The sequence below is a fragment of the Vibrio quintilis genome (assembly GCF_024529975.1).
GTDB lineage: Bacteria > Pseudomonadota > Gammaproteobacteria > Enterobacterales > Vibrionaceae > Vibrio > Vibrio quintilis.
In genome coordinates this window covers 1,413,328-1,433,421 of sequence record NZ_AP024898.1, presented here as the reverse complement: position 1 = coordinate 1,433,421, position 20,094 = coordinate 1,413,328, and the positions used below count along the sequence as shown (strand labels likewise).

Below are 20,094 nucleotides of genomic sequence, written 5' to 3'. Positions count from 1 at the left end.
ACGAGCTGTATTAACCGCAGCTGCTGAATGCATTTCTTGATGATTTATATGCCCGCCTGATTTCCCGTAACAGTCACAACCCCCGCGACAGCTGGCTGCCCGCTGAGGGCCGTTTACGCGGATGATTTGTGGGTCGACCAGCTGCGTTATGACGATGACAATCATATCCACTACTATAAAAGCGCCTTTGGCGGGGTGACGGCTTATCACCTTGATGCGCGTAACCTGCCGTCGGTGATTGTTGATGATGAAGGCCATCAGACCACCCAGCAGTGGCAGGGGGATTTGCTGGTCAGTGAAACCAACGCAGCCGGGGAAACCACCGCGTATACCCATGATGACTGGGGCAATGTCACTTCGGTCACCTTACCGGATGGCACCGTACACACGTATACCTATAACGACACCGGCTGGCTGACAGGATATATGAATCCGGCCGGTGCCAGCTGGTTGTATGAGCACAACTGCCAGGGCGATGTGACAAAAATTACCGACCCGGACGGGCGGTCATGGCAGTACACCTATACCCGCAGCGGGCTGCGTGAATCGGCTACGGGGCCGGATGGCAGCACCACGCGCTATCAGTACAACGCACGCGGCCAGCTGACACGGATTGAGCCGGCCACCGGCTACGGGATGACGTTCCATTATGATGCGCTGGACCGGCTGATTAAACGGGAAAGTGACAACAGGCAGGTGCGTCGCTGGTGTTACGACGGCAAACACAGTCAGCCATCGCAGGTGATTTACGAAGACGGAACCACCGCCCGGTTCAGTTACGATATTGAAGGCAACCTGACGGAAGTGACTGATGCGCTGGGCCACACCCGGAAGTTTGAATATGGGGCGTTTGACAGGCTGAGAGCGGTCACCGATGCGCTGGGTGCAACGACCCGTTATCACTACAACCCGGAAGGAGAATTTGCCGGGGTGACCAACAGTAAAGGTGACCAGTGGCTGTATGAGTTCGATGCGCTGGGCCGGATTGCCAGCGAGCGCCATTATGACGGGCGCAAAGAAAGCTTCAGCTATGACCCGGCAGGCAGAATGGTTAAACGCATCAAGCCGGATGGTCATCACTACCGCTATGCCTATGACCCGTGCGGGCGCTTACTGGAAGCGCAGAGCTTTGACCACCACGACAATCCGACCGGAAAAAGCTGGTATGAATATGATGAAGCGGCCCGGCTGAAATATGCGGAAAACGGCGATGCCTGGGTGGAGATGGCTTACAGCCCGGCAGGACTACTGCTGAGTGAAAACCTCAACGGCACGCCGGTTACCCATGAATACGATGCGGCGGGAAGACGCACCGCGATGAACGGCACACAAACCGCGCGCGCGTATCAGTGGCAGCAGCAACAGCTGATGCAGCTGCATATGGGTGAGCACGACCCGCTGAAATTTGCTTATCATGCCAGCGGTCAGGAATCTTCGCGTACCAGTGAGGCCGGTTTTGGTCTGTTCCATGACTGGAGTGCTACCGGGCTGTTAACCCGCCAGAGCCTCGGTGCCGGTTACGCACAGGCCGGGCGCGGCACTGTGCTGCGGCAATATCAGTATGATGCCCTTGACCAGCTGACCGGGATTGAAGACAAACGCCGCGGTCACACCGAATTCACCCTCAATCCGAACGGGCAAATCAGCGTGGTGCGCCAGCGTAAAACCTGGGAAACCAAAGCCAGTTTTGTGCAGCTGTTCGGTTATGACAGTGAGCTGAACCTCAATCAAACCGGCACCGGCAGTGAATACTCGGGTAATGTGGTGTCGATGGCGGATGAGCGGCTGAAACGCCAGCAGCGTGACTACGATAAAGCCGGGCGGGTGGTGGAAACCGGACGGTTTAAATACGTCTATGACGAGTGCGGCCGGGTGACATTAAAAACCGAAGCCAAAGATGGCTTCCGCCCGCAAACCACGCGGTTTATCTGGAATGATGAAGACCGGTTAACACATATCGAACTGCCGGATGGCAGACGTTACCGCTATCGCTATGACCCGTTCGGGCGCAGAATCGCCAAAGAATGCGAGAGAACTCAGCAGCAAACCCATTATCTGTGGGACGGCAACACGGTGGTGCAGCAGAGTAAAATCACCGCCGATGGCACGGCGCTGCAAAGCACCGAATATCTGTATGAACCGGATACGTTCAGGCCATTAGCACAAATTACCACCGACCATGACTCCGGACGCGAGCGCTTGCATTATATTGTCACTGACCATGCCGGAACGCCGCAGGAATTATGCACACCAGATGGAGAAATCCAGTGGCAGGGCGACCAGCATCTGTGGGGTAAATATCAGCAGCAGCGCACCCAGGTCAACCGGGGTTACTTAGAAGAAGTGGCCAACGATGCCATCACCTGTGACCTGCGTTATCAGGGCCAGATTGAAGATACAGAATCGGGACTTTACTATAATCTTAACCGTTACTATGATGCTGATAGCGGGCAGTATTTAAGTCCGGACCCCATTGGTTTTGCGGGTGGGTTGAGGCCGCAGGGGTATGTGGATAATCCGGTTGGTTGGGTTGATCCGTTGGGGTTGAGTGAGGAAAGTCATAAAATAGATTTGGATGATCCCGCTACACTGTATGGAAAAGATCATAATGAAGTTGCAGAAGCTTTGGAGAAAGATGGATTTGTTGGCGGAGAGTATGGAGGTAATTCTACCGCTTATCGGTATAGCAAAGAAACTAAAGGTGGAAGAACTGAAGTGATAGTCAATTATGGTGGTGGGCGCCATTCTCGAAATCAGGTATATGATGAACCGCTCTATTATAAAGTTACATCTCCGAATAAGCCAAAAACTAAGGTTATTGATCCTAACCGATATCCAAAGGAAGAACTGCGAGCTCAGAAAAAATGGAGAATTATTGATGGAACCACAGGAAATGTTATAAAAGAAGCTGGCGAAATATATGAGGGATAGGCTATGTCTAAATTAGATGAAATGCTTGAATATGACATTGTTCCTTATAAAGGAATTGGTGATATCTATTTAGGACAGTCAGCTGTTGAAGTAATAGGAAAAATAGTTGACTATGATTCCTATTTTAATAAAGGTAGTTTAAAAATAACTGCGATATATCCAGATATTTTTATTTATAAAATACTCGATAGTATTGACTTGTGGATAGACATAAAGATATCAAAGCTAATTAGAATTGTTTTATATAATAACTACAAAGGGAAATATAATGATGTTGGATTGGGTGATTGTTTATCTCTTTTAAAAAATAAAGTTGAAAATATGTTTTTTGATGATGATGAAGTATATGTAAATGATTATAATTTTGTGGTTATTGTCGATGATGATCTTTATTCTTTGGATGAGGATAAAATAGAAAATATAAAAATTGAAGAAATGATGTTAATCTATGATTCTTTAGAAAATAACTGAACTAATTATAATATTTGATAGTCTCAGAAAGGATCGAAACAGTTTCAAAAACCAATAGCCGGGATCAATATCCCGGCTATTTTATTCACTCAATTCACCCCAGCGCCGCTTTTAACTGCGTCAGTTGTTCCCGCAATGCCTGCTCCTGCGGGCTGTCCGGGATGAGCACAATACAATCCCCGGCGATATTGACGGTAACGGGCGTGCCGGTCTCAAACCCGGCCTCGCGCAGCCACTTGCCCTTGAGATGAATAATATTGATCATGCCGATAACGGTATTTTCTTGAGAAGAACAGATAAAATGACTAGTAGTATGTCTAGACATTATGGTAATCACCACGGATATACAGACGCTATTCGGGATCAATTAGATAAAATAGATCTAAACCAATCAAAAGATCTTATTATGAATGATATTAATAAGGTTCAAAGTACTGCTAAATCAGGTATGAGTAGCGGTTTGCCAATAAGATCTAAAGATATGTATAATAGTAAAATATTTGGTAAAGATGTTAATAAGATCGGACGACAAAGAGTACATTCTCTTTGGACTAAATTTTTTGGGTGATGAGTGTTATGGATATCAATAAAAAAGAATTTATTTTAGAACCGGCGTTATTTATTGATTGTGATAAATATATGTCTGGAGCAAAAAAAATTATAACAAACATAGAAGTTATAGATGATCAACATTTAGCATTGCAGCTTTTATTTGAACAGGAAGTTCCAAATGGGTATGGTATATGGTCTGACTTTTTTTCAGATCTAGTATCTAGTATTATCCTTGATAAAAATTATAAATTTTTTCAAGAGGAGATAACGAATGAAGTTCGATTGATAAAAGGGAATAATAGTAAAAATAGCATAAGAGAAAGGATGAAATATTTGAAGTTAAAGAAGCAAGGTCTTATTAAAGATGAATCATATAGAGAGTTTTTAGATGAAATTAGTGATGAGTGTTCATATATGCTAAGTATGATTAGTTTGAATAGATATATTAATGATTTCGTCGAAGATTCTATATTTGAAAAAATATTTGAAATATTTAAATCTGGCATGATTCCTTGTGGTATAAATAAAGATAATAAGATAGTTGTTTTTAATCCTTCGTTGATGAAATAGAAATATATACCGAATGTTTCTGATAATGTAGAATGATTTATTAAGAGAATTGAAAATAGTGTTGTAATTATCAAAAGGTATCTCTAAATCAGAAATAGAAATCTTTTCGAAGAAGCATGATCTAAATCTTCCTAAGGGATGTATTTCATTTCTGTTAAAATACAATGGTGCATTTGTAAGCCCACCTTCATATTGTTCTTTACCATTTCCAAAAATTGATGGTGAAGAAATTGATTTTAGTATGTTATTTGGGATAAGCACAAATGAAGAGCCTTATGATATAGAAGCTGAAAATTATATTAGGGATGAAATTGAATATTTTGATAATCCATTAATAATAGGTTCAAACTCATCAAATAATTATTATGTTATTAACTGCGATAATAATGATGAAAGCGTTTATTGTTGGGATCGAACTCATATTCATTATGATGACAATTATGATTATGCTGAAGTGGATGAAGAAGGAAAAATCTATAAATTCTCAGATACTTTTGATGAGTTTTTCGATGCTATTTTTAATAATATTGGTGAAGAAAAAGATATTCAAATTGTTAAATTATGACGATATGAAGTTAAACTTATGATATTAAATAGTGTTCGAGTGCTGACTATGAGAGTATTATTACTGATTTTAAGAGAAATTCATGAAAGAATGGCACGAATATTTTTCAGATGAAGATGGGCATTGGGACATTTTGTCTGACTTTCAACAGGGTGAATTAGCTGAACATAAAATTTCTAAAAATGGAAATGAAGCAATAATGTGCAGCAGAAGAAAACCCGGAGATGTGGTCTCCGTTTCCATCATTTCGGCATCAAGAGAAATGGATTCGGTAACTGGCCGTATAGGACTAGAAAAACGTTATTTAATAAAAATAGAATCTTTAAAAGATGGTTGGTATTTGATTACTCCTGAAACCTATCGTTCTGAAAAAGCACTAAAAATTGCTTCTTTATTCATGGATAAAAAGGCTGAGCTAGCAAAAAAAATATGGAAGATGAAAAAGCTCGGGGCGGATTGTTGTGAAGATAAAAAACTACATTAGAGTTGATAAGTGATGTGGATGTCTTTGGAAGTTTAGGTTTACAAGATCTCTAGATCTGAACTGCATCTTCATGTTTGGCTTAACAATGAGAGGCAGTTCAGTCATATTCATTATTTCACTCTCACCCCAGCGCCGCTTTTAACTGCGCCAGTTGCGCCCGCAATGCCTGCTCCTGCGGGCTGTCCGGGATAAGCATAATACAGTCCCCGGCGATCTTGACGGTGACGGTCGTGCCGGTCTCAAACCCGGCCTCGCGCAGCCACTTGCCTTTAAGATGAATATCCGGCAAGAGATACTTTCAGAAACCAGGATCGGATAGTTGAAGAAAATGGTCGATTCTTGTACGAAAAAACATATAAAAATCCTGTTGGTATAGATCCAAATGGGGAAATTTTATACAAAACACGCGTTGTCACTGAGAGTAACGGTAATTTGGTTACAGTATTCCCTCAGTCTAGTTTCAAAGAATTATCAGATATATCTCGAGTATTATTAGGTGGGAATTAGTATGGATATGGTTATAACAAGAACTAACTCTTCAGAGGAGTGGTATCCTTTCGATGAATCATTGCATGTGGGTATCTTTCATCAAAGCATTGAGTGGAAGTCTATGAAAAATCTGAAAAAAATAAGAGATTTTTATAAAACTAATTCAAGCTTTAGAGGCGATGAGCTAATAGCATTAATTAACGAAATGAATATTATTTGTCCTAAACTAAGTAAGGGCCAAGCAGAGCTAAAAGAAGTGATCAAATTACTACAAGAAGATACAGTTGTTATTGCAAGATTTGCTGGAGATTAGTGTTATTAAATAAGTAATATTCAATCATATTTGATTATTATTATTTAAAATACCCCAAAACCAACAGCCGGGATTACCATCCCGGCTGTTTTTACTCACCCCAGCGCCGCTTTTAACTGCGCCAGTTGCTCCCACAATGTCTGCTCCTGCGGGCTGTCCGGGATGAGCATAATACAGTCCCCGGCGATGGACATGATACAAGTCACGCTCTGGGAAGATTTGAAAAAGAAAATAGTTACAATGGTATATTATCTCTATCCTAAAGTAATTTAATTTAATTTAATTTAATTTAATTTAATTTAATTTAATTTAATTTATTTTTCAGGATATTAGCGATTATGAATAATGAACATTGGGAGAATTATTCGGACCTTTTTTTAGATGAATTTGATGATACTGAAGAACATCGAGTATTAGAAAAAATCGTTGGTGATAAGAAAATCGCCGCAGTTATAAAATTTCATCTTGGAAGTGATTCTCAAAATTGGTTAGATAGAAGGGTTGATGCTTTAGATGGCCTTACACCCAGAGAATGTTTAAGTACAGAAAGCGGGAAAGTGAAATTGCAAGAAGTGCTTATGAGATTCCATTAATAATTTCTTTTGAGATTGTTCATCATTTTTTGTCATCTATGTTATCAATCCATAAAGGATCGAAACAAAACCAACAGCCGGGATCAACCACCGGCTATTTTATTCAACTCCCCCCTCAGTATGATGCCCTCGACCAGCTGACCGGGATAGAAGACAAACGCCGCGGTCACACCGAATTCACCCTCAATCCGAACGGGCAAATCAGCGTGGTGCGCCAGCGTAAAACCTGGGAAACCAAAGCCAGCTTTGTGCAGCTGTTCGGCTATGACAGTGAGCTGAACCTCAATCAAACCGGCACCGGCAGTGAATACTCGGGTAATGTGGTGTCGATGGCGGATGAGCGGCTGAAACGCCAGCAGCGTGACTACGATAAAGCCGGACGGGTGGTGAAAACCGGACGGTTTAAATACGTCTATGACGAATGCGGCCGGGTGACATTAAAAACCGAAGCCAAAGACGGCTTTCGCCCACAGACTACGCGGTTTATCTGGAACGATGAAGACCGGCTGACCCATATCGAACTGCCGGATGGCAGACGTTACCGCTATGACCCGTTCGGGCGCAGAATCGCCAAGGAATGTAAGCGCACACAAACCGCCACACACTACCTGTGGTACGGCAACACCGTGGTGCAGCAGAGTAAAATCACCGCTGATGGCACGGCGCTCAGCAGCACCGAATATCTGTATGAGCCCGACACGTTCAGGCCGCTGGCACAAATCACCACCGACCATGACTCCGGCCGGGAAAGGCTGCATTATATTGTCACCATCCAAATAAAGAAAGTGATGAACCAACAACCCGAGTTCGACATTATACGAACAGAAAAGGTTCGAAAGCTATTGAGCAAGATGGAGTCATAAAAGCTCAGGATAATAATCGTGTATATGTTGAACCAGCGAACAAAAAAGCTCTGAGTCAAGTCGCAGCAGAAGATAAATATCAGATTAAAAGAGGAAAAGGCGTGATTATGTGGAAACTGATGTGCCTGATTCACAATTGGAATGGGTAAAAAATCCACGTTATGGTACACCCGAATTAACAGTGAAAGGTGATCTTCCACTTAAAAATGCAAAATTTGTCAGAAGGAAATAATTAATGGTACCAAATAATAAAAGCATAACTATATCCGGTGAAGACTTAATTAACGTATTAAAGGAGATTGAGTTAATACTGGTATCATTACACGACATGGGCTCTTATTATGTTGATCATGATAAAAAAAACTATGAAGCTGAAACTACTCGATTCATTGATGAATGGCAGGTTACAAAGCGTTTAGCTTATGTCAGAAGAATGTTATCGGAAAAATTTGATTTGACGCTTGGTGATGATGATATGGATGATCTGGAAAGAGCTATGGAAAGTGTTAAATATTGGTCTTCTGAAGGTGACTTCCCCGAGAAATTTAATGAAGATAAGAGATGATCTTATTTATCGTAGAAAAAGACTTATTATCACAGAAGTGAACATGGAAAGTTCGATATAGCCCCAAAACCAACAGCCGGGATCACCATCCCGGCTGTTTTCACTCAACTCACCCCAGCGCCGCTTTTAACTGCGTCAGTTGCGCCCGCAGTGCCTGCTCCTGCGGGAGGAGCGCAATAAAATTTTCGTCGATACCTATGGCAGCCGCCGTGCATGAGTTAACAAGTTACTATGAATACATAGCAGAATACCAAGCTTACTCAGCCAGATACTCACGCTCAGAATCCGTGATCAAATTATGAATAAACACCTGAATCTGCCATAAATCCCGGTATTCAATCTGGGGATGACTGGAAAGAACAGCCTGCATTAACATCAGATATTCACGGGCTTTGTGGTGAATATTCAAGTCGGTGTCATTCACTTGTGGTTCTTGAGGGTTGAAAAGCCGTTTTTCCTGTTTCGGGGTGAGTTTGGCATGATGGAAATAGTTTGATTTAGGCATGATGTGCCTCCTTGGGATGAAAGGAAAGATCACCATTCAAAGTTCCTACGCTTTGAGGTGGTGGACTGAACAAGGGTAGGAATACCGCTCCCAAGGTTACGGCCAGCCGAAGCTGCCTTGCTCAGTCCACCATGATTCCGTATTTTGTCTGCTTTTATGCGTGCAGCCAAGTTAAATTCAGGTGTAACGAAGCAGCACATAGGAAAAAACCAGCAAAAGCTGGCAACCTATGTGCCTTGGGATAAACGGGTTCCTACGCCCGACACTGTTTTTTGCAGTGCGGGATTAGATTAATTGGGCCGGGTATTTCATTCAAGGCAGAAAAGTATGGTTTTAGTATTAGAAAGTGTGATCTGAGCCGTGAATTTTGAGGGTTAATCTCTGAATACACACAGCATGCTTCCAGGTTCAAATATCCATCTGGTTTTTTATACAATCCTGGGTTATCTGATTGTTGTGCTACTTTTGTTTATCGTGTGTTGAAGTTAGCGTTGTGGCATGTGCGGGATGCCGTGTAAATTGAATTTGCCCCATTCAGAGCTACTGTCTTAGCCGAACGTTTCGTCCAATGTAGTCCTGTTGACCAAATTTTAGTCATGATACAAAGTGTCCATTCGTACTGGGTCCGATCACATGTGTCTTCTCTCTTTATTTCTAACACAACCAGTACTAACTCCTGACCTGAGCATTGAAATGACTCAACACGCTTTAATTACAATGAACGCAATTAAATCGAGCGGGTGAGTTCACCCCACTGTGGTTCATAAAATCAGGAGAATAAGTATGGCTAAATTATCAAATCCGGTTGCGATGATGTTGCTGACAACAGCGATTGCTTTTGGCTTAACAGCATGTAACGACGACACAACGACAGAAACAACGACGGAAAATGCAGTCTCAGAAAGCGCAGAGTCTGAAACGGTTACTCCGGAAACTGTATCACCAGAAACAGCAGTCACTGATGATGCAGCTATGGAAAGTGAGCATGTTGCAACCGAAAATGAAGCAACAGAAAACACGGCAACAGAGCCTGAAGAAATGACTGAAGCATCTGCAACGGAGACTAAAACAGAATAATTCAAATCATCATATGAAATAAAGCAACGGATGTTGGTGATTCCTGTTGCTTGTTTCTTCAACCAATCTTAAATGATACACACTGACATCAATAAATGATTCAGTACCATTCCCGATTAAGGAATCATTGAGGAGAAGGAACGACCACTCAGAAATATTGAATGTACAGGTCGGTCGATTTCCCGCTTATTTTAGAGTTAGCAGGAAGTTAGTTAGCAGGGACAGTCGCTTTTATCGCTATCGTGCACTCATTTCTATCTTGATGATAACCGGGCGCTTTTATACTATGGCTGTCCTCCCTTTTCCCGGAAACCATTTATGACCTGGATTTTATTTACCTTGCTTGCAGCTTTTATGCAGTCCTGGCGAAATGCCTTTCAAAGCCGCCTGTCCGGAGACGTCAAAACTGCCGGAGTCACTCTGGCCCGTTTTTTGTGGGCCAGTCCGCTGGCTGCGCTGTATTTATGGGTACTTTATCAGGTCGATCCTGCTGATATTCCGGAATTTAATACTGTCTTCATCAGCTTTGTAGTGGGTGCTGCCATCATGCAAATTGTCGCCACCGCGTTGATGGTGAAGCTGTTTAAATACAATAATTATGCGGTCGGTGCCGGGCTGGCAAAGAGCGAAGCACTGGTCGCTGCAGTTCTGGGGATGTTGCTGTTCGGAACGCATTTAAACCTGCTGGGCTGGATTGGTGTGCTGATTGGTGGGGTTGGTGTTTTTCTGATGAGTACTCAGGGAAATTTCCGTCAGCTCTCTGTACCAACGATTGTGCTGGGGCTGAGCAGTGGCAGTGCATTTGCGTTAACGTCCCTCTGGATTCGTGAGGCCAGTTTGTCGCTTGGGCTGCCCTTTCCTCACTGTGCTGCGTGGGTGTTGCTGTTGGTCATCAGTCTTCAAACAGTATTGTTAATCTGCTACCTGTTACTGCGGGATCCACAAACCCTGAAAGTATTATGGTCTAAACCCAAAATCACGATACTGACCAGTGTGAGTAGTTGTATCGGATCGATGGGCTGGTTCAGTGCCATGTCTTTACAGGCTGTGCCCTATGTCAAAACACTGGGGCAGATAGAAATCTTTTTCACCATGCTGATTTCTGTATTCTGGCTGAAACAGAAAGTCCGGATTAAAGATGGCCTGGGGTTAATTTTGGTTGGGGCTGCTGCTGTTTTGGTGATGTGGACTTAGGCTTTATTGCGTCTGTCCGTATAGAAGAGCGAACCGAATGAGGACAGACGCGATTAAAGCTAAAATGATGTATCTCTGTCGATATGTTCTGAACCATTTGATGGCATCACAAAAATCAGGCTGGCGAAGGTATTATTTGTATCAATTCGTGCGAAGAGAAAGCCTTGATGGTTATCTTTCGGGCATGGAAAATCAGTGGACTAAACTATTAAGCCATCAATTCGTGATTTATTTAGTTGATGCTTTGCAAATGTGAGGTGTCTGAGGCTGCCAATCCATAACCGTCGCTTTCGTTCGAAGTTGGTGATGAGATTCAGGGCTTCGGTTTGATTGTATGAGAGCCGGTCAAGAATTGTAGGGTGGTGATTATCAATATGCCCCCGTTTATTTTCACGGATCTGTCGTCCAATCCAATCGACCCATTCCATGTAATCTATTAATCGAAAGGGGATGCCATCTGGTTTATTTTGTTCTTTGTCACCAACAAAAGCATATAAGCCGCCCGGCGTAGGCTGATTTTCTTCCAGTGAATCCAGGCGCTTTTTCAGTGAGGTATATTCTGAGTTTTCTGGTGTGTCAGCAATTTCAGCCCGGACCGGATTGAGGTCAGTATAAGTCATCGCCGTAAGCAAAGCTGCTTCATCCAGTAGCGCGTAAGACTTGAACCTGGACTCCCAAAAATGGCCTGTGCAGGCGTCCTCCCGGTTGGCTTGTCGTGCAATCTCAACATTGATTTCCTTCATCATCCAGCTCAGGGAATACAAACGTTCCCGCCACTGTTGAATGATTTGCTCACTGTATTTGATTTCTGCTTTGCTGGTGAGTTGTTGTCCGATGTATCCCTCGATAAGCTTTGGCAGTTTGTGCTCTTTCTGCCAACGCTCAATAACTTCATGACTGCTTAATGATTCGGCTTTCGGGCGGTTAATATGAACCACTAAATGATAATGGTTGGACATGATTGCATAGGCACACACATCGATACAGTAAATATCTGCCAGTTTCAGAATTCGCTGTTCCAGCCATTCCCGGCGGTGTTCATAACAACGACCGGTAACTTCATCTTCTCCACACAGAAAAGAACGCCGTACACAGCGGGAAACACAGTGATAATAAGGCGTGACATCGTGAGAAATAAGTTGTGAGCGTGCTGTTGTCATATGAAGCAAAATAAAATGGATGGATGGAAAGAGCTTGCTATAAATGAGCTGAAATAAAAATACCGGGACAGTAAAGTTGCGGCCTGTTCGGTATCCGGAACTGAAAATCATTGTATGGGAAAGTTGGTTTAATGTGATCTGATTACTGTAAGGCGCTCCCCGGTTATTGCAATATGAGATTATTGCAATATCGGGACACACAATATTAGTAAAATAGTGCCTTAATCATGTGTGTCCGCATTTTTTTTCCGCATTAGTTTCACATTTGTAACGCGTGTGTCCGCATTAATTTTCGCGTGTGTCCGCGTTAAAAAAGTCGCATTAAAGAAGTCACAACTCCCGGCACTTCACCTCCAGCGCATACTGAATAAACGTTCGCAGACCCGGCAGGGTGCTCCGGTGCTTCAGCCATACAATATGCTCATCGACATCTTCGGTTGCTTCCATGATTGGCCGCATGACAATTTCCGGCTCCGGCCGGATATCTCTTGCCAGCGCAAAACCGATGCCCAGATTGTGCCGGACTGCCTCAGTCACATCCAGCCGGCTATCGACAATTATATTTGATCTGCCCTGTATCTGATGGATGTCCAGCAGTGTATCGATGACCTGCTGTGTGCAGGCGCCCGGCTTGTAAAAAATAAGTGGTTCTCTGACGATGTCTGTGATGCTGAGTTCCGGTAATGCTGCCAGAGGATGATCGCTTTTCAGTAATGCGATCAGCCGGTGTGAAGCAAACGTCAGACGGGACAGGGCAGGATTGGGTTCACGCAACGGAAACAGACCGATATCAGCCTCCCGTGCCAGTAACTGCTGAATACATTCGGTCGTGGTGGCTGAGTTGATTTTCAGCCGGGTCGACGGGTACTCCCTGCTGAATCCGGCCAGCACCGGCATAAAGATCAATGATGAAGCATTGGCAATACGAAGAGTCATGCCACCCGGTTCCCGGTCCGGATGACATAACAGGTCCAGTGCACTGTCCAGATCCTGAAACTGACAGGTGATTTTATAGAGCTGTTGCCCGAATTCTGTCAGTCGCACGCCGCGGCTGAAACGCTCCAGCAGCGGATACTCAAACCGTGATTCCAGCTTGTGGATTTGAGCCGTAATCGCAGGCTGACTGACCTGCAACGCTTCGGCTGCCCGGGTAAAGTTGCCGTGTTGCACGGTGGCATTAAATGCCCGAATCTCCTTCAGAGAATAATCCGGCAAGCCTGATCCTTCGGGCAACGATGTCTCTTCAACAGGTGGGAGCGGCACTATTCAGGCCTCCTTTCGCGGTATGATTGCCTCATTGCCGGGCAAATCATGCGCAATTTTTGCGGTTTTTTCCAGCAATGGAATAGCGGCAATTAACTGACGGGTGTAACTGTGTTGTGGGCAGGTAAAAATCTGTTTCACATGGCCCTGTTCAATCAGTTGTCCCTGCTTCATCACACACACCTGATCACACAAATTCGCGATCACGCTCAGGTCATGGGAGATAAACAGGATCGTCAGACCGAGTTCAGCCCGGAGCGTTTTCAACAGTGTAAGAATTTCAGCCTGAATCGATACATCCAGTGCGGCAACGGACTCATCTGCGATCAGAAACTGAGGTCTGGCAACTAAAGCCCGGGCTATGCTGATGCGCTGGCGCTGACCGCCGGAAAAGGCGTGAGGAAAGCGGCGCAGATGTTTGACTTCAAGATGACAGCGCTGTGCAATATCAATCACCCGCTGGTCAGTCTCTTCCCGGGAACGGGTCAGCTTCATTGCTTCCAGAGGTTCGGCAATAATATCCCGCACCGTCATGCCCGGATTGAGTGAACTGTAGGGATCCTGAAAAACCAGCTGTGCGATTTTCGATAATGATTTCCGGTTGAATGGCTTGTGGTTGGATGATGCCCTGCGAAACAGATTGCTGGCAGACAGTTTTCTGGCAGACAAGGTTTCGCCAGACAAAGTCAGCAGTGGCGTACCCGCAGGTTGTTGAGCTGTCCCGGCGGATAAATATTCAATCTTACCGCTGCTGACCGGCGCAGCTGCCAGTAAAGCTTTGCCGAGCGAGGTTTTGCCCGAGCCGCTTTCACCGACCAGCCCGGTGATTTGCCCGGCGGGTAAATCCAGACTCACCTGATTGACCGCGGTAAACTGTGATTGCTTTCGCCGGGTATCAGACTGCGGGTAAGTCACTGACAGATCGCGGATCCGGACCAGTGGTTCCGGGCATATGATGTCGGGTTCCGGCAGATTTTCCGGATGTGGTAAAGCATCGATTAAGCGCCGGGTATAAGCGTGTTGCGGGGTGTACAGTACCCGGTCTGCTTTTCCGGCCTCGACAATCTGACCCTGTTGCATCACGGTGACATCATCGGCAATTTTCGAAATCACGCCTAAATCGTGAGTGATGAACAGCATGGCCATACCGAGTTGTTCCCGTAATTCATTCATCAGCTCCAGCACTTGTGCCTGAATGGTTACATCCAGTGCTGTCGTCGGTTCATCGGCAATCAGCAGACGCGGATTTGTTGAAAGTGCCATCGCAATCATGGCCCGCTGTCGCATCCCGCCTGACAGTTCAAAGACATACTGTTCAAACCGCCTGGCCGGGTCCGGAATTCCGACCCGCTCAAACAGCTCAATGCCTTTTTTTCTGGCTTGCTCAGGGCTGTAACCCAGATGGATTTGCATTGTCTGAATGATTTGCTGACTGATACGGATTGCCGGTGCGAAACTGGCCATCGGTTCCTGAAAAATCATCGAGACCATACCCCCACGAACTAATTTGAGTGCGCTGCCACGCAGTTTCAGTACGTTGATATTGTCCTGTTGGTAATGCGGGGCGGGCTGGTGATGTGTAATGTGTTGATGATGCAGAGTAATATGGCTTTGCGGATCGATGATGGCGTTGCCCGGATTGAGTCGCATGATGGTTTTTGCCGTGACGGATTTGCCGGAGCCACTTTCGCCCACCAGCCCCATCACCTGACCGGGTTGAATGCGCAGGCTGACACCGCTGACGGCATTGACCAGGCCTTCATCGGTGCGAAAATTCACGCTCAAATCGCGGATATCAAGTAATGGTGTATTTAAGCGGCTCATGATTTTTTCTCCGAATAAGGATCGGCGGCATCCCTGAGTGCATCACCGACAAACACAAATGCCAGAATCAGGGCGACAAACACCACCACAGGAAAAAACTGCCATAGCATATTTTGCTGAATATCCGGGTCCTGCGCTTTTTGCAACAGCACGCCCAGGCTGTTGATGGGTTCGGTCAGGCCCAGTCCGAGAAAGCTCAGACTGGTTTCGGCAAGAATGACATACGGGAAATTGATCATCGTATCAACGATAATATAACTGGCAAAACCCGGAATCAGGTGCTTGCGGATGATGCGCCACGGGCTGCTGCCGCACAGGCGGGCTGCCGTTACATAGTCCTGATTCCGTTCCGTCAGAATGTAAGTTCGCAACCGGCGCCCGAGCGCCGCAAAATCAAGGGCACCAATGATGACAGCAATAGCAAAATAGCGCTGGACCGGTGTCAGATCCAAACCCGAGAGCGCAACAGCACAGGCCAGATAAACCGGAATTGCCGGAATTACTCTCACCGCTTCGGTGAAACTCATCAGGACCGCATCGACTTTACCGCCGAAATAACCGCTGATACCCCCAATGACCAGTGAAGTGAACAGCTTGACGATCAGTGCGACTACCGCAATTGACAGAGTAATCCAAATGGCATGCAGGGTGCGGCTCAGCACATCTTTCCCGCTTTCGTCGGTGCCAGCAAGATGCAGCGTGCCTGTCCCCGCAACATGATCTCCTGCAACAGTGCCTGTCCCGATAAAGTGGCGATCCCAGGTGAGTTTGAACGGAATACCTATGGGTTCAAGGTTCAGCAGCGTATACGTCCAGCCTTTGGCAAAAAAGGTCAGATAGCGGCGCTGGTTTTTATCCACAGTGTACTGGTTCTGACCGGATGATGTCAGTGCGGCGCTGTTGGTCAGCTGGTCCAGTGCGGACAGATCACCGGCAAGTGCACTCAAATCCAGAGTCTGCTGCTGTTTCACATAGGTATAAGTAAATGGCCTGAATGAAAAACCATTCTCATCCCAAAACCGGACAGCCTGTGGTGCGCCGCGGCGGTAATTTGTGTCTGCACCGTTGATGCTGGGATCGCAGGGGGAGAAAAACGGCGCGAAAAATCCGGCCAGTATCATAGTTATCAATATCCATCCGGCAATGATGCCGCTGGTTTTTTGCCGGAAGCGGCTGCGGATCAGGGCGAATTGTCCGGCGGTGTAGTAAGCATCTTTGCTGATCTGCCGGTTGGACTTACGTCGTTTGAGAATCGATAACATTAGTGAGACTCCAGGACGCTGCGCCGTACCCGTGGATCGAGTGCAGCGAGAATCATGTCAGTGAGCAGGTTCATGGTGATGACCACCAGCGCCACCAAAAATAAGATAGCCGCGGCCATCTGTTGGTCATTGGTTTTTGCCAGCGCTTCAATCAGTAGTGCCGCAGAGTCGGTCAGGCCGATGACAATGGCAACGATGGGTAAATCATTGAAAATACGCTGAAAGTCGAAGCCAACACTGTTGAACAGCGGGCTGATTGAGTGACGTACCGGATAACCGGCCCACAGGGCGATGCCGTGAACACCCCGGGCTCTGGCGGCTTCGACATAGAGTTTATTGGATTCATCGATCACCAGTGCCCGGACGGTTTGCAACTGTAGCGCGGTAGCTGACCAGCCAATGACAAACACAGGCAGCCAGATATGACGGAGAAAATCCTGTAATTTGCCGAAGGAAAATCCGGCAGCAGAAAACCAGGGGACGGTTTGCCATTGTTCGGAAAACAGTCCGGTTGGGGCGGGTTTACCGGCGAAGACAAACAGCAGAATAATTGTGATAGCCAGCAGGAAGTTTGGCAGCGCCAGCCCCAGATACGAGAGGATCCGCAGCCCGAGATCGAGCAGTTTGCGCAGGCTGAGTCCGGTACTGTTCACCACCCGTTGCAGCGGTGTATGGCGGAGGTCTCTATCCCGCCAGCCCTGATTGATGGTGAATGCAGATAAAATCCCGAATGGGACTGCAATCAGATAGGACAATAGCAGAGCAGCGATGCAGAAACCAAAACTGAGCCAGAAACGGTCACCGAGTGCCACACTGACCGGCTGGCGTTTCGCGCAGGAAAATCCCAGATCGCCTTTGAGTGTCAGTTGAGTCACCCAGTTTCCCCAGCGATACCACATGGGTTTATCCAGCCCCATCCGGCTGCGTTCAGCGTCGATGTCGGCCTGAGTGATCATCTCACCCTGCGTATTTTTGTAGGCGATATATTTTTCAGCACAGTCACCCGGCAGGGTTTCCATCAGGCTGAAAACAATCGCACTGACCAGCACCAGCGTTCCCAGTGCCATCAGATAACGGTTCAGCACATAGCTGAAATAGTGGCTGTTGCGACTGAGCGCGTACAGGATGCCGCCAAGGGACAGCAAAATCCAGAGCAGCCAGGTTTGATGCAGAAATGTCATGATGCAGTGTTGCCTTTTTATCCCGCTCCGCAGAGCAACCGTGAAGCGGGATGTTTTTTCATCATTGAGTCATGTAAAGCGGGCGCTATTGTGTTTTCGGCGCAGCTTTACGGCCCGGATCGAGGAACCACTGTGTCGGCAGATACGGATAGGCCCAGTAGTAGTCGGATGCCCAGGTTTTCGGGACTTTGAAGTTTACCAGCGTGTTGCGGTACACAATGGGCTTTACGGCTTTCACGGTGCCAATGATAAACAGGTCATCCACCACCCGTTGTGCTATCTGACGGCCAGTCTGGTCTGACTGTGCAGAACCCGGAGTAAAAGTGACGAACCTGTCCGCCAGTTTTTGCATTGCATCGACTGTTGCTGGTGGCTTCACACCGCTCTGACCTTTGGAGTCCCGGTATTGTGCCCACAGCATGCCGGTCCGCAGGTCAAAAAAGGTGCCGTATGGCGGCAATAATGTTTGAGTGTTAGAGCTCATTGCAGCCAGCGGGCGGCCCATTTTCCAGACCATCAGGTCAAGATTATTCGCCGTTTGTGAGTTGCGGTATTCATCGGATGTGACTTCTTTCAGGGTGGTTTTGACACCGATTCGGTTCCAGTCGGCCGCGATCAGCTCTACAACTTTTGTCGCCACGCCCTGAGTGGAATACTTAAATTCCAGTGCCAGCGGTTTGCCGTTTGGCAGGTCGCGGATACCGTCACCGTTGTGATCCGTCACACCGATCTGGTCGAGCATTTTTTTTGCCCGTGCCGGATCAAACTCAGTCCATGCGGTTTGTTGCGCTTCAGTAACAAATGGCGCTGTGTCCGGATCAAAAGCGGTGTACTGCATCGGTTTACCCAAACCGAAGTAGGCAATTTTATTGATGCGGCCGCGATTCATCGCAATCGACATGGCACGGCGGAAAGCGACCTGGTTAAACAGCGCGCGTTTATCCGGATCTGTGTCGGTCAGGTTAAACGAGAAAGTGGTCATACCGATGGTCGGACGCAGCGCCATCTGATAATTTCCCCTGGCCCGGTTTTCCAGCAATACCGGCGTTTGTGGCAGGTTCATTGCCTGAGTTTTGTAATCCACCTGACCGGCAATGATTTTGGTGGTCTGGATATCTTCATCACTGATAAAAGATTCATGAATTTCATTGATATAGGGTAACTGATGACCTTCTGTATCAACCTGGAAGAAATAGGGATTGGCGACCAGATGGCGGTAGTCCGGTGTATCTTCCACCACCAGATAGGCTTCCAGCGTCGGCAGAATCGCGGTGTAACCAGCTTTGGCCAGACGTTGGGCAGCCGCTTTATCTTTGAGCAGCGGGGTAGGAATATCTTTCCAGTCCGACTGACCATAATAAAACTTCATCAGAGTGTAACCATCTTTAAAGCCCAGAGACTGAGCCAGTCTGTCAGCATCTTTGTTCAGTTTCGGATCAAACTGAGCCAGCAGATGTTTAGGCTGGAATGGCTGGGCGTAGTCCAGCGCAAAGTTGGTCAGCAGGCCGGGTTTTGGTGCATTCAGGGTGAAACGGATGGTTTCATCATTCAGGGCTTCCACCTTCATCGGCTTACCGGCAGATAAAAAGCGATCTTTTGGTTTTTGCGTGATGTTTGGATCGAGAATCAGATAGTTGTACCAGAATACGATATCCTGAGCCGTAAAAGGCTTGCCGTCAGACCATCTGTGGCCTTTGCGCAGCTGCATCGTCAGTACGGTATAGTCCTGATTCCAGTGCCATGATTTTGCGACATCCGGGACGATGGTTTGTAAATCGTCATTAAAGCGGACCAGATTGACGTGACGGATGGAGAGTAAATCTGAAGTGCCGGCCTCGGTAGCTTTGGAAATCCCCCGGAGCACACCGCCGTAGCGACCTGTTTCCTGATAGGGAACAACCACCTGTGGTTCCTGTGGCAGACGTTGTGCCAGCGGCTTTAGTGGCGGATTTCCGGCAATGCGGGCATTCAGGGCCGTAATTGCCGGATTTTGATGAAAACTCATCCGGCACTCATATCTGGACTCAAACTCTGATTTTTCAAACAGATGCGGATATTGTCCGCCGGCGCCTGCGCCGGTGACAACCGGGCAGGCAGCCATCACATGAGTGGCTGTCAGCGCCAGAGTGCTGATCGATAGTTTTTTCAACATGGTTGCTCCTTATGAACCGTGCTTGAGTTGACCGTGAATAATCAGATAAAAACCGATTTAACAACTGATCTAACAACGAC

The 20,094-nt window shown here is 46.4% G+C and carries 21 protein-coding genes; 12 read left to right on the top strand and 9 right to left on the bottom strand.

The window, feature by feature from the left end:
- The first annotated feature begins 126 nt into the window (after positions 1 to 126).
- Both OC443_RS24960 and OC443_RS24955 read left to right on the top strand, forming a co-directional pair.
- Complete coding sequence (locus OC443_RS24960; RefSeq protein ID WP_262021770.1) at positions 127 to 2,931, top strand: RHS repeat-associated core domain-containing protein; 2,805 nt, start codon at positions 127 to 129, stop codon at positions 2,929 to 2,931.
- Between the two features lie 3 nt (positions 2,932 to 2,934).
- Positions 2,935 to 3,402, top strand: a complete 468-nt coding sequence (locus OC443_RS24955; protein ID WP_073586648.1) for a hypothetical protein — start codon at positions 2,935 to 2,937, stop codon at positions 3,400 to 3,402.
- A 94-nt stretch (positions 3,403 to 3,496) separates the two neighbouring features.
- On the opposite strand, the gene OC443_RS24950 is transcribed toward OC443_RS24955, so the two are convergent.
- Positions 3,497 to 3,727, bottom strand: coding sequence for a SymE family type I addiction module toxin (locus OC443_RS24950; protein WP_083601846.1), 231 nt, complete (start codon positions 3,725 to 3,727; stop codon positions 3,497 to 3,499).
- On the opposite strand from OC443_RS24950, the gene OC443_RS24945 reads away from it, so the two are divergent.
- The 4 genes from OC443_RS24945 (at position 3,716) to OC443_RS24930 (ending at position 5,573) form a co-directional block, all read left to right on the top strand.
- Positions 3,716 to 3,970, top strand: coding sequence for an AHH domain-containing protein (locus OC443_RS24945; RefSeq protein WP_234976485.1), 255 nt, complete (start codon positions 3,716 to 3,718; stop codon positions 3,968 to 3,970). The two genes, OC443_RS24950 and OC443_RS24945, sit on opposite strands and share 12 nt — an antisense overlap.
- An 8-nt stretch (positions 3,971 to 3,978) precedes the next feature.
- Positions 3,979 to 4,524, top strand: a complete 546-nt coding sequence (locus OC443_RS24940) for a hypothetical protein (RefSeq protein ID WP_143169478.1) — start codon at positions 3,979 to 3,981, stop codon at positions 4,522 to 4,524.
- Positions 4,525 to 4,603: 79 nt separating this feature from the next.
- Positions 4,604 to 5,089 carry an SMI1/KNR4 family protein gene (locus tag OC443_RS24935; protein WP_073586650.1) on the top strand — a complete coding sequence of 162 codons (486 nt, stop codon included), beginning with the start codon at positions 4,604 to 4,606 and terminating at the stop codon, positions 5,087 to 5,089.
- Between the two features lie 82 nt (positions 5,090 to 5,171).
- Positions 5,172 to 5,573, top strand: coding sequence for a hypothetical protein (locus tag OC443_RS24930; protein ID WP_073586651.1), 402 nt, complete (start codon positions 5,172 to 5,174; stop codon positions 5,571 to 5,573).
- Between the two features lie 121 nt (positions 5,574 to 5,694).
- Here the strand turns inward: OC443_RS24930 and OC443_RS24925 are convergent, their stop codons facing one another.
- Positions 5,695 to 5,862, bottom strand: a complete 168-nt coding sequence (locus tag OC443_RS24925) for a SymE family type I addiction module toxin (protein ID WP_073586652.1) — start codon at positions 5,860 to 5,862, stop codon at positions 5,695 to 5,697.
- Between the two features lie 219 nt (positions 5,863 to 6,081).
- Between OC443_RS24925 and OC443_RS24920 the strand changes: the two genes are divergently transcribed.
- From OC443_RS24920 to OC443_RS24905, 4 genes are all read left to right on the top strand, one after another.
- Positions 6,082 to 6,375: a hypothetical protein gene (locus tag OC443_RS24920; RefSeq protein ID WP_073586653.1), complete on the top strand. Its 294-nt coding sequence runs from the start codon at positions 6,082 to 6,084 to the stop codon at positions 6,373 to 6,375.
- Between the two features lie 338 nt (positions 6,376 to 6,713).
- Positions 6,714 to 6,968, top strand: a complete 255-nt coding sequence (locus tag OC443_RS24915) for an antitoxin Xre/MbcA/ParS toxin-binding domain-containing protein (protein WP_073586654.1) — start codon at positions 6,714 to 6,716, stop codon at positions 6,966 to 6,968.
- Positions 6,969 to 7,006: 38 nt separating this feature from the next.
- Positions 7,007 to 7,831: an RHS repeat domain-containing protein gene (locus OC443_RS24910; protein ID WP_073586655.1), complete on the top strand. Its 825-nt coding sequence runs from the start codon at positions 7,007 to 7,009 to the stop codon at positions 7,829 to 7,831.
- Positions 7,832 to 8,066: 235 nt separating this feature from the next.
- Positions 8,067 to 8,396: a hypothetical protein gene (locus OC443_RS24905; RefSeq protein ID WP_073586656.1), complete on the top strand. Its 330-nt coding sequence runs from the start codon at positions 8,067 to 8,069 to the stop codon at positions 8,394 to 8,396.
- Positions 8,397 to 8,652: 256 nt separating this feature from the next.
- Here the strand turns inward: OC443_RS24905 and OC443_RS24900 are convergent, their stop codons facing one another.
- Positions 8,653 to 8,901 carry a hypothetical protein gene (locus OC443_RS24900; RefSeq protein WP_073586646.1) on the bottom strand — a complete coding sequence of 83 codons (249 nt, stop codon included), beginning with the start codon at positions 8,899 to 8,901 and terminating at the stop codon, positions 8,653 to 8,655.
- Between the two features lie 783 nt (positions 8,902 to 9,684).
- Between OC443_RS24900 and OC443_RS24895 the strand changes: the two genes are divergently transcribed.
- Both OC443_RS24895 and OC443_RS24890 read left to right on the top strand, forming a co-directional pair.
- On the top strand, positions 9,685 to 9,978 hold the full coding sequence (locus OC443_RS24895) for a hypothetical protein (RefSeq protein WP_073586657.1): 294 nt from the start codon (positions 9,685 to 9,687) through the stop codon (positions 9,976 to 9,978).
- A gap of 318 nt (positions 9,979 to 10,296) precedes the next feature.
- Positions 10,297 to 11,172, top strand: a complete 876-nt coding sequence (locus OC443_RS24890; protein ID WP_073586658.1) for a DMT family transporter — start codon at positions 10,297 to 10,299, stop codon at positions 11,170 to 11,172.
- A 200-nt stretch (positions 11,173 to 11,372) separates the two neighbouring features.
- Here the strand turns inward: OC443_RS24890 and OC443_RS24885 are convergent, their stop codons facing one another.
- From OC443_RS24885 to OC443_RS24860, 6 genes are all read right to left on the bottom strand, one after another.
- Entirely contained in the window at positions 11,373 to 12,332 is a 960-nt protein-coding gene (locus tag OC443_RS24885) for a transposase (RefSeq protein ID WP_073586664.1), read from the bottom strand.
- Between the two features lie 330 nt (positions 12,333 to 12,662).
- Positions 12,663 to 13,595 carry a LysR family transcriptional regulator gene (locus OC443_RS24880; RefSeq protein WP_073586659.1) on the bottom strand — a complete coding sequence of 311 codons (933 nt, stop codon included), beginning with the start codon at positions 13,593 to 13,595 and terminating at the stop codon, positions 12,663 to 12,665.
- Between the two features lie 3 nt (positions 13,596 to 13,598).
- On the bottom strand, positions 13,599 to 15,419 hold the full coding sequence (locus tag OC443_RS24875) for an ATP-binding cassette domain-containing protein (protein ID WP_073586660.1): 1,821 nt from the start codon (positions 15,417 to 15,419) through the stop codon (positions 13,599 to 13,601).
- Positions 15,416 to 16,681 carry an ABC transporter permease gene (locus tag OC443_RS24870; RefSeq protein WP_073586661.1) on the bottom strand — a complete coding sequence of 422 codons (1,266 nt, stop codon included), beginning with the start codon at positions 16,679 to 16,681 and terminating at the stop codon, positions 15,416 to 15,418. The genes OC443_RS24875 and OC443_RS24870 overlap by 4 nt, the downstream gene beginning before the upstream one ends.
- Complete coding sequence (locus OC443_RS24865; RefSeq protein ID WP_083601851.1) at positions 16,681 to 17,862, bottom strand: ABC transporter permease; 1,182 nt, start codon at positions 17,860 to 17,862, stop codon at positions 16,681 to 16,683. Before OC443_RS24865 ends, OC443_RS24870 begins: the two co-directional genes overlap by 1 nt.
- Positions 17,863 to 17,947: 85 nt before the next feature.
- On the bottom strand, positions 17,948 to 20,014 hold the full coding sequence (locus OC443_RS24860; RefSeq protein WP_073586662.1) for an ABC transporter substrate-binding protein: 2,067 nt from the start codon (positions 20,012 to 20,014) through the stop codon (positions 17,948 to 17,950).
- Between the last annotated feature and the right edge of the window lie 80 nt (positions 20,015 to 20,094).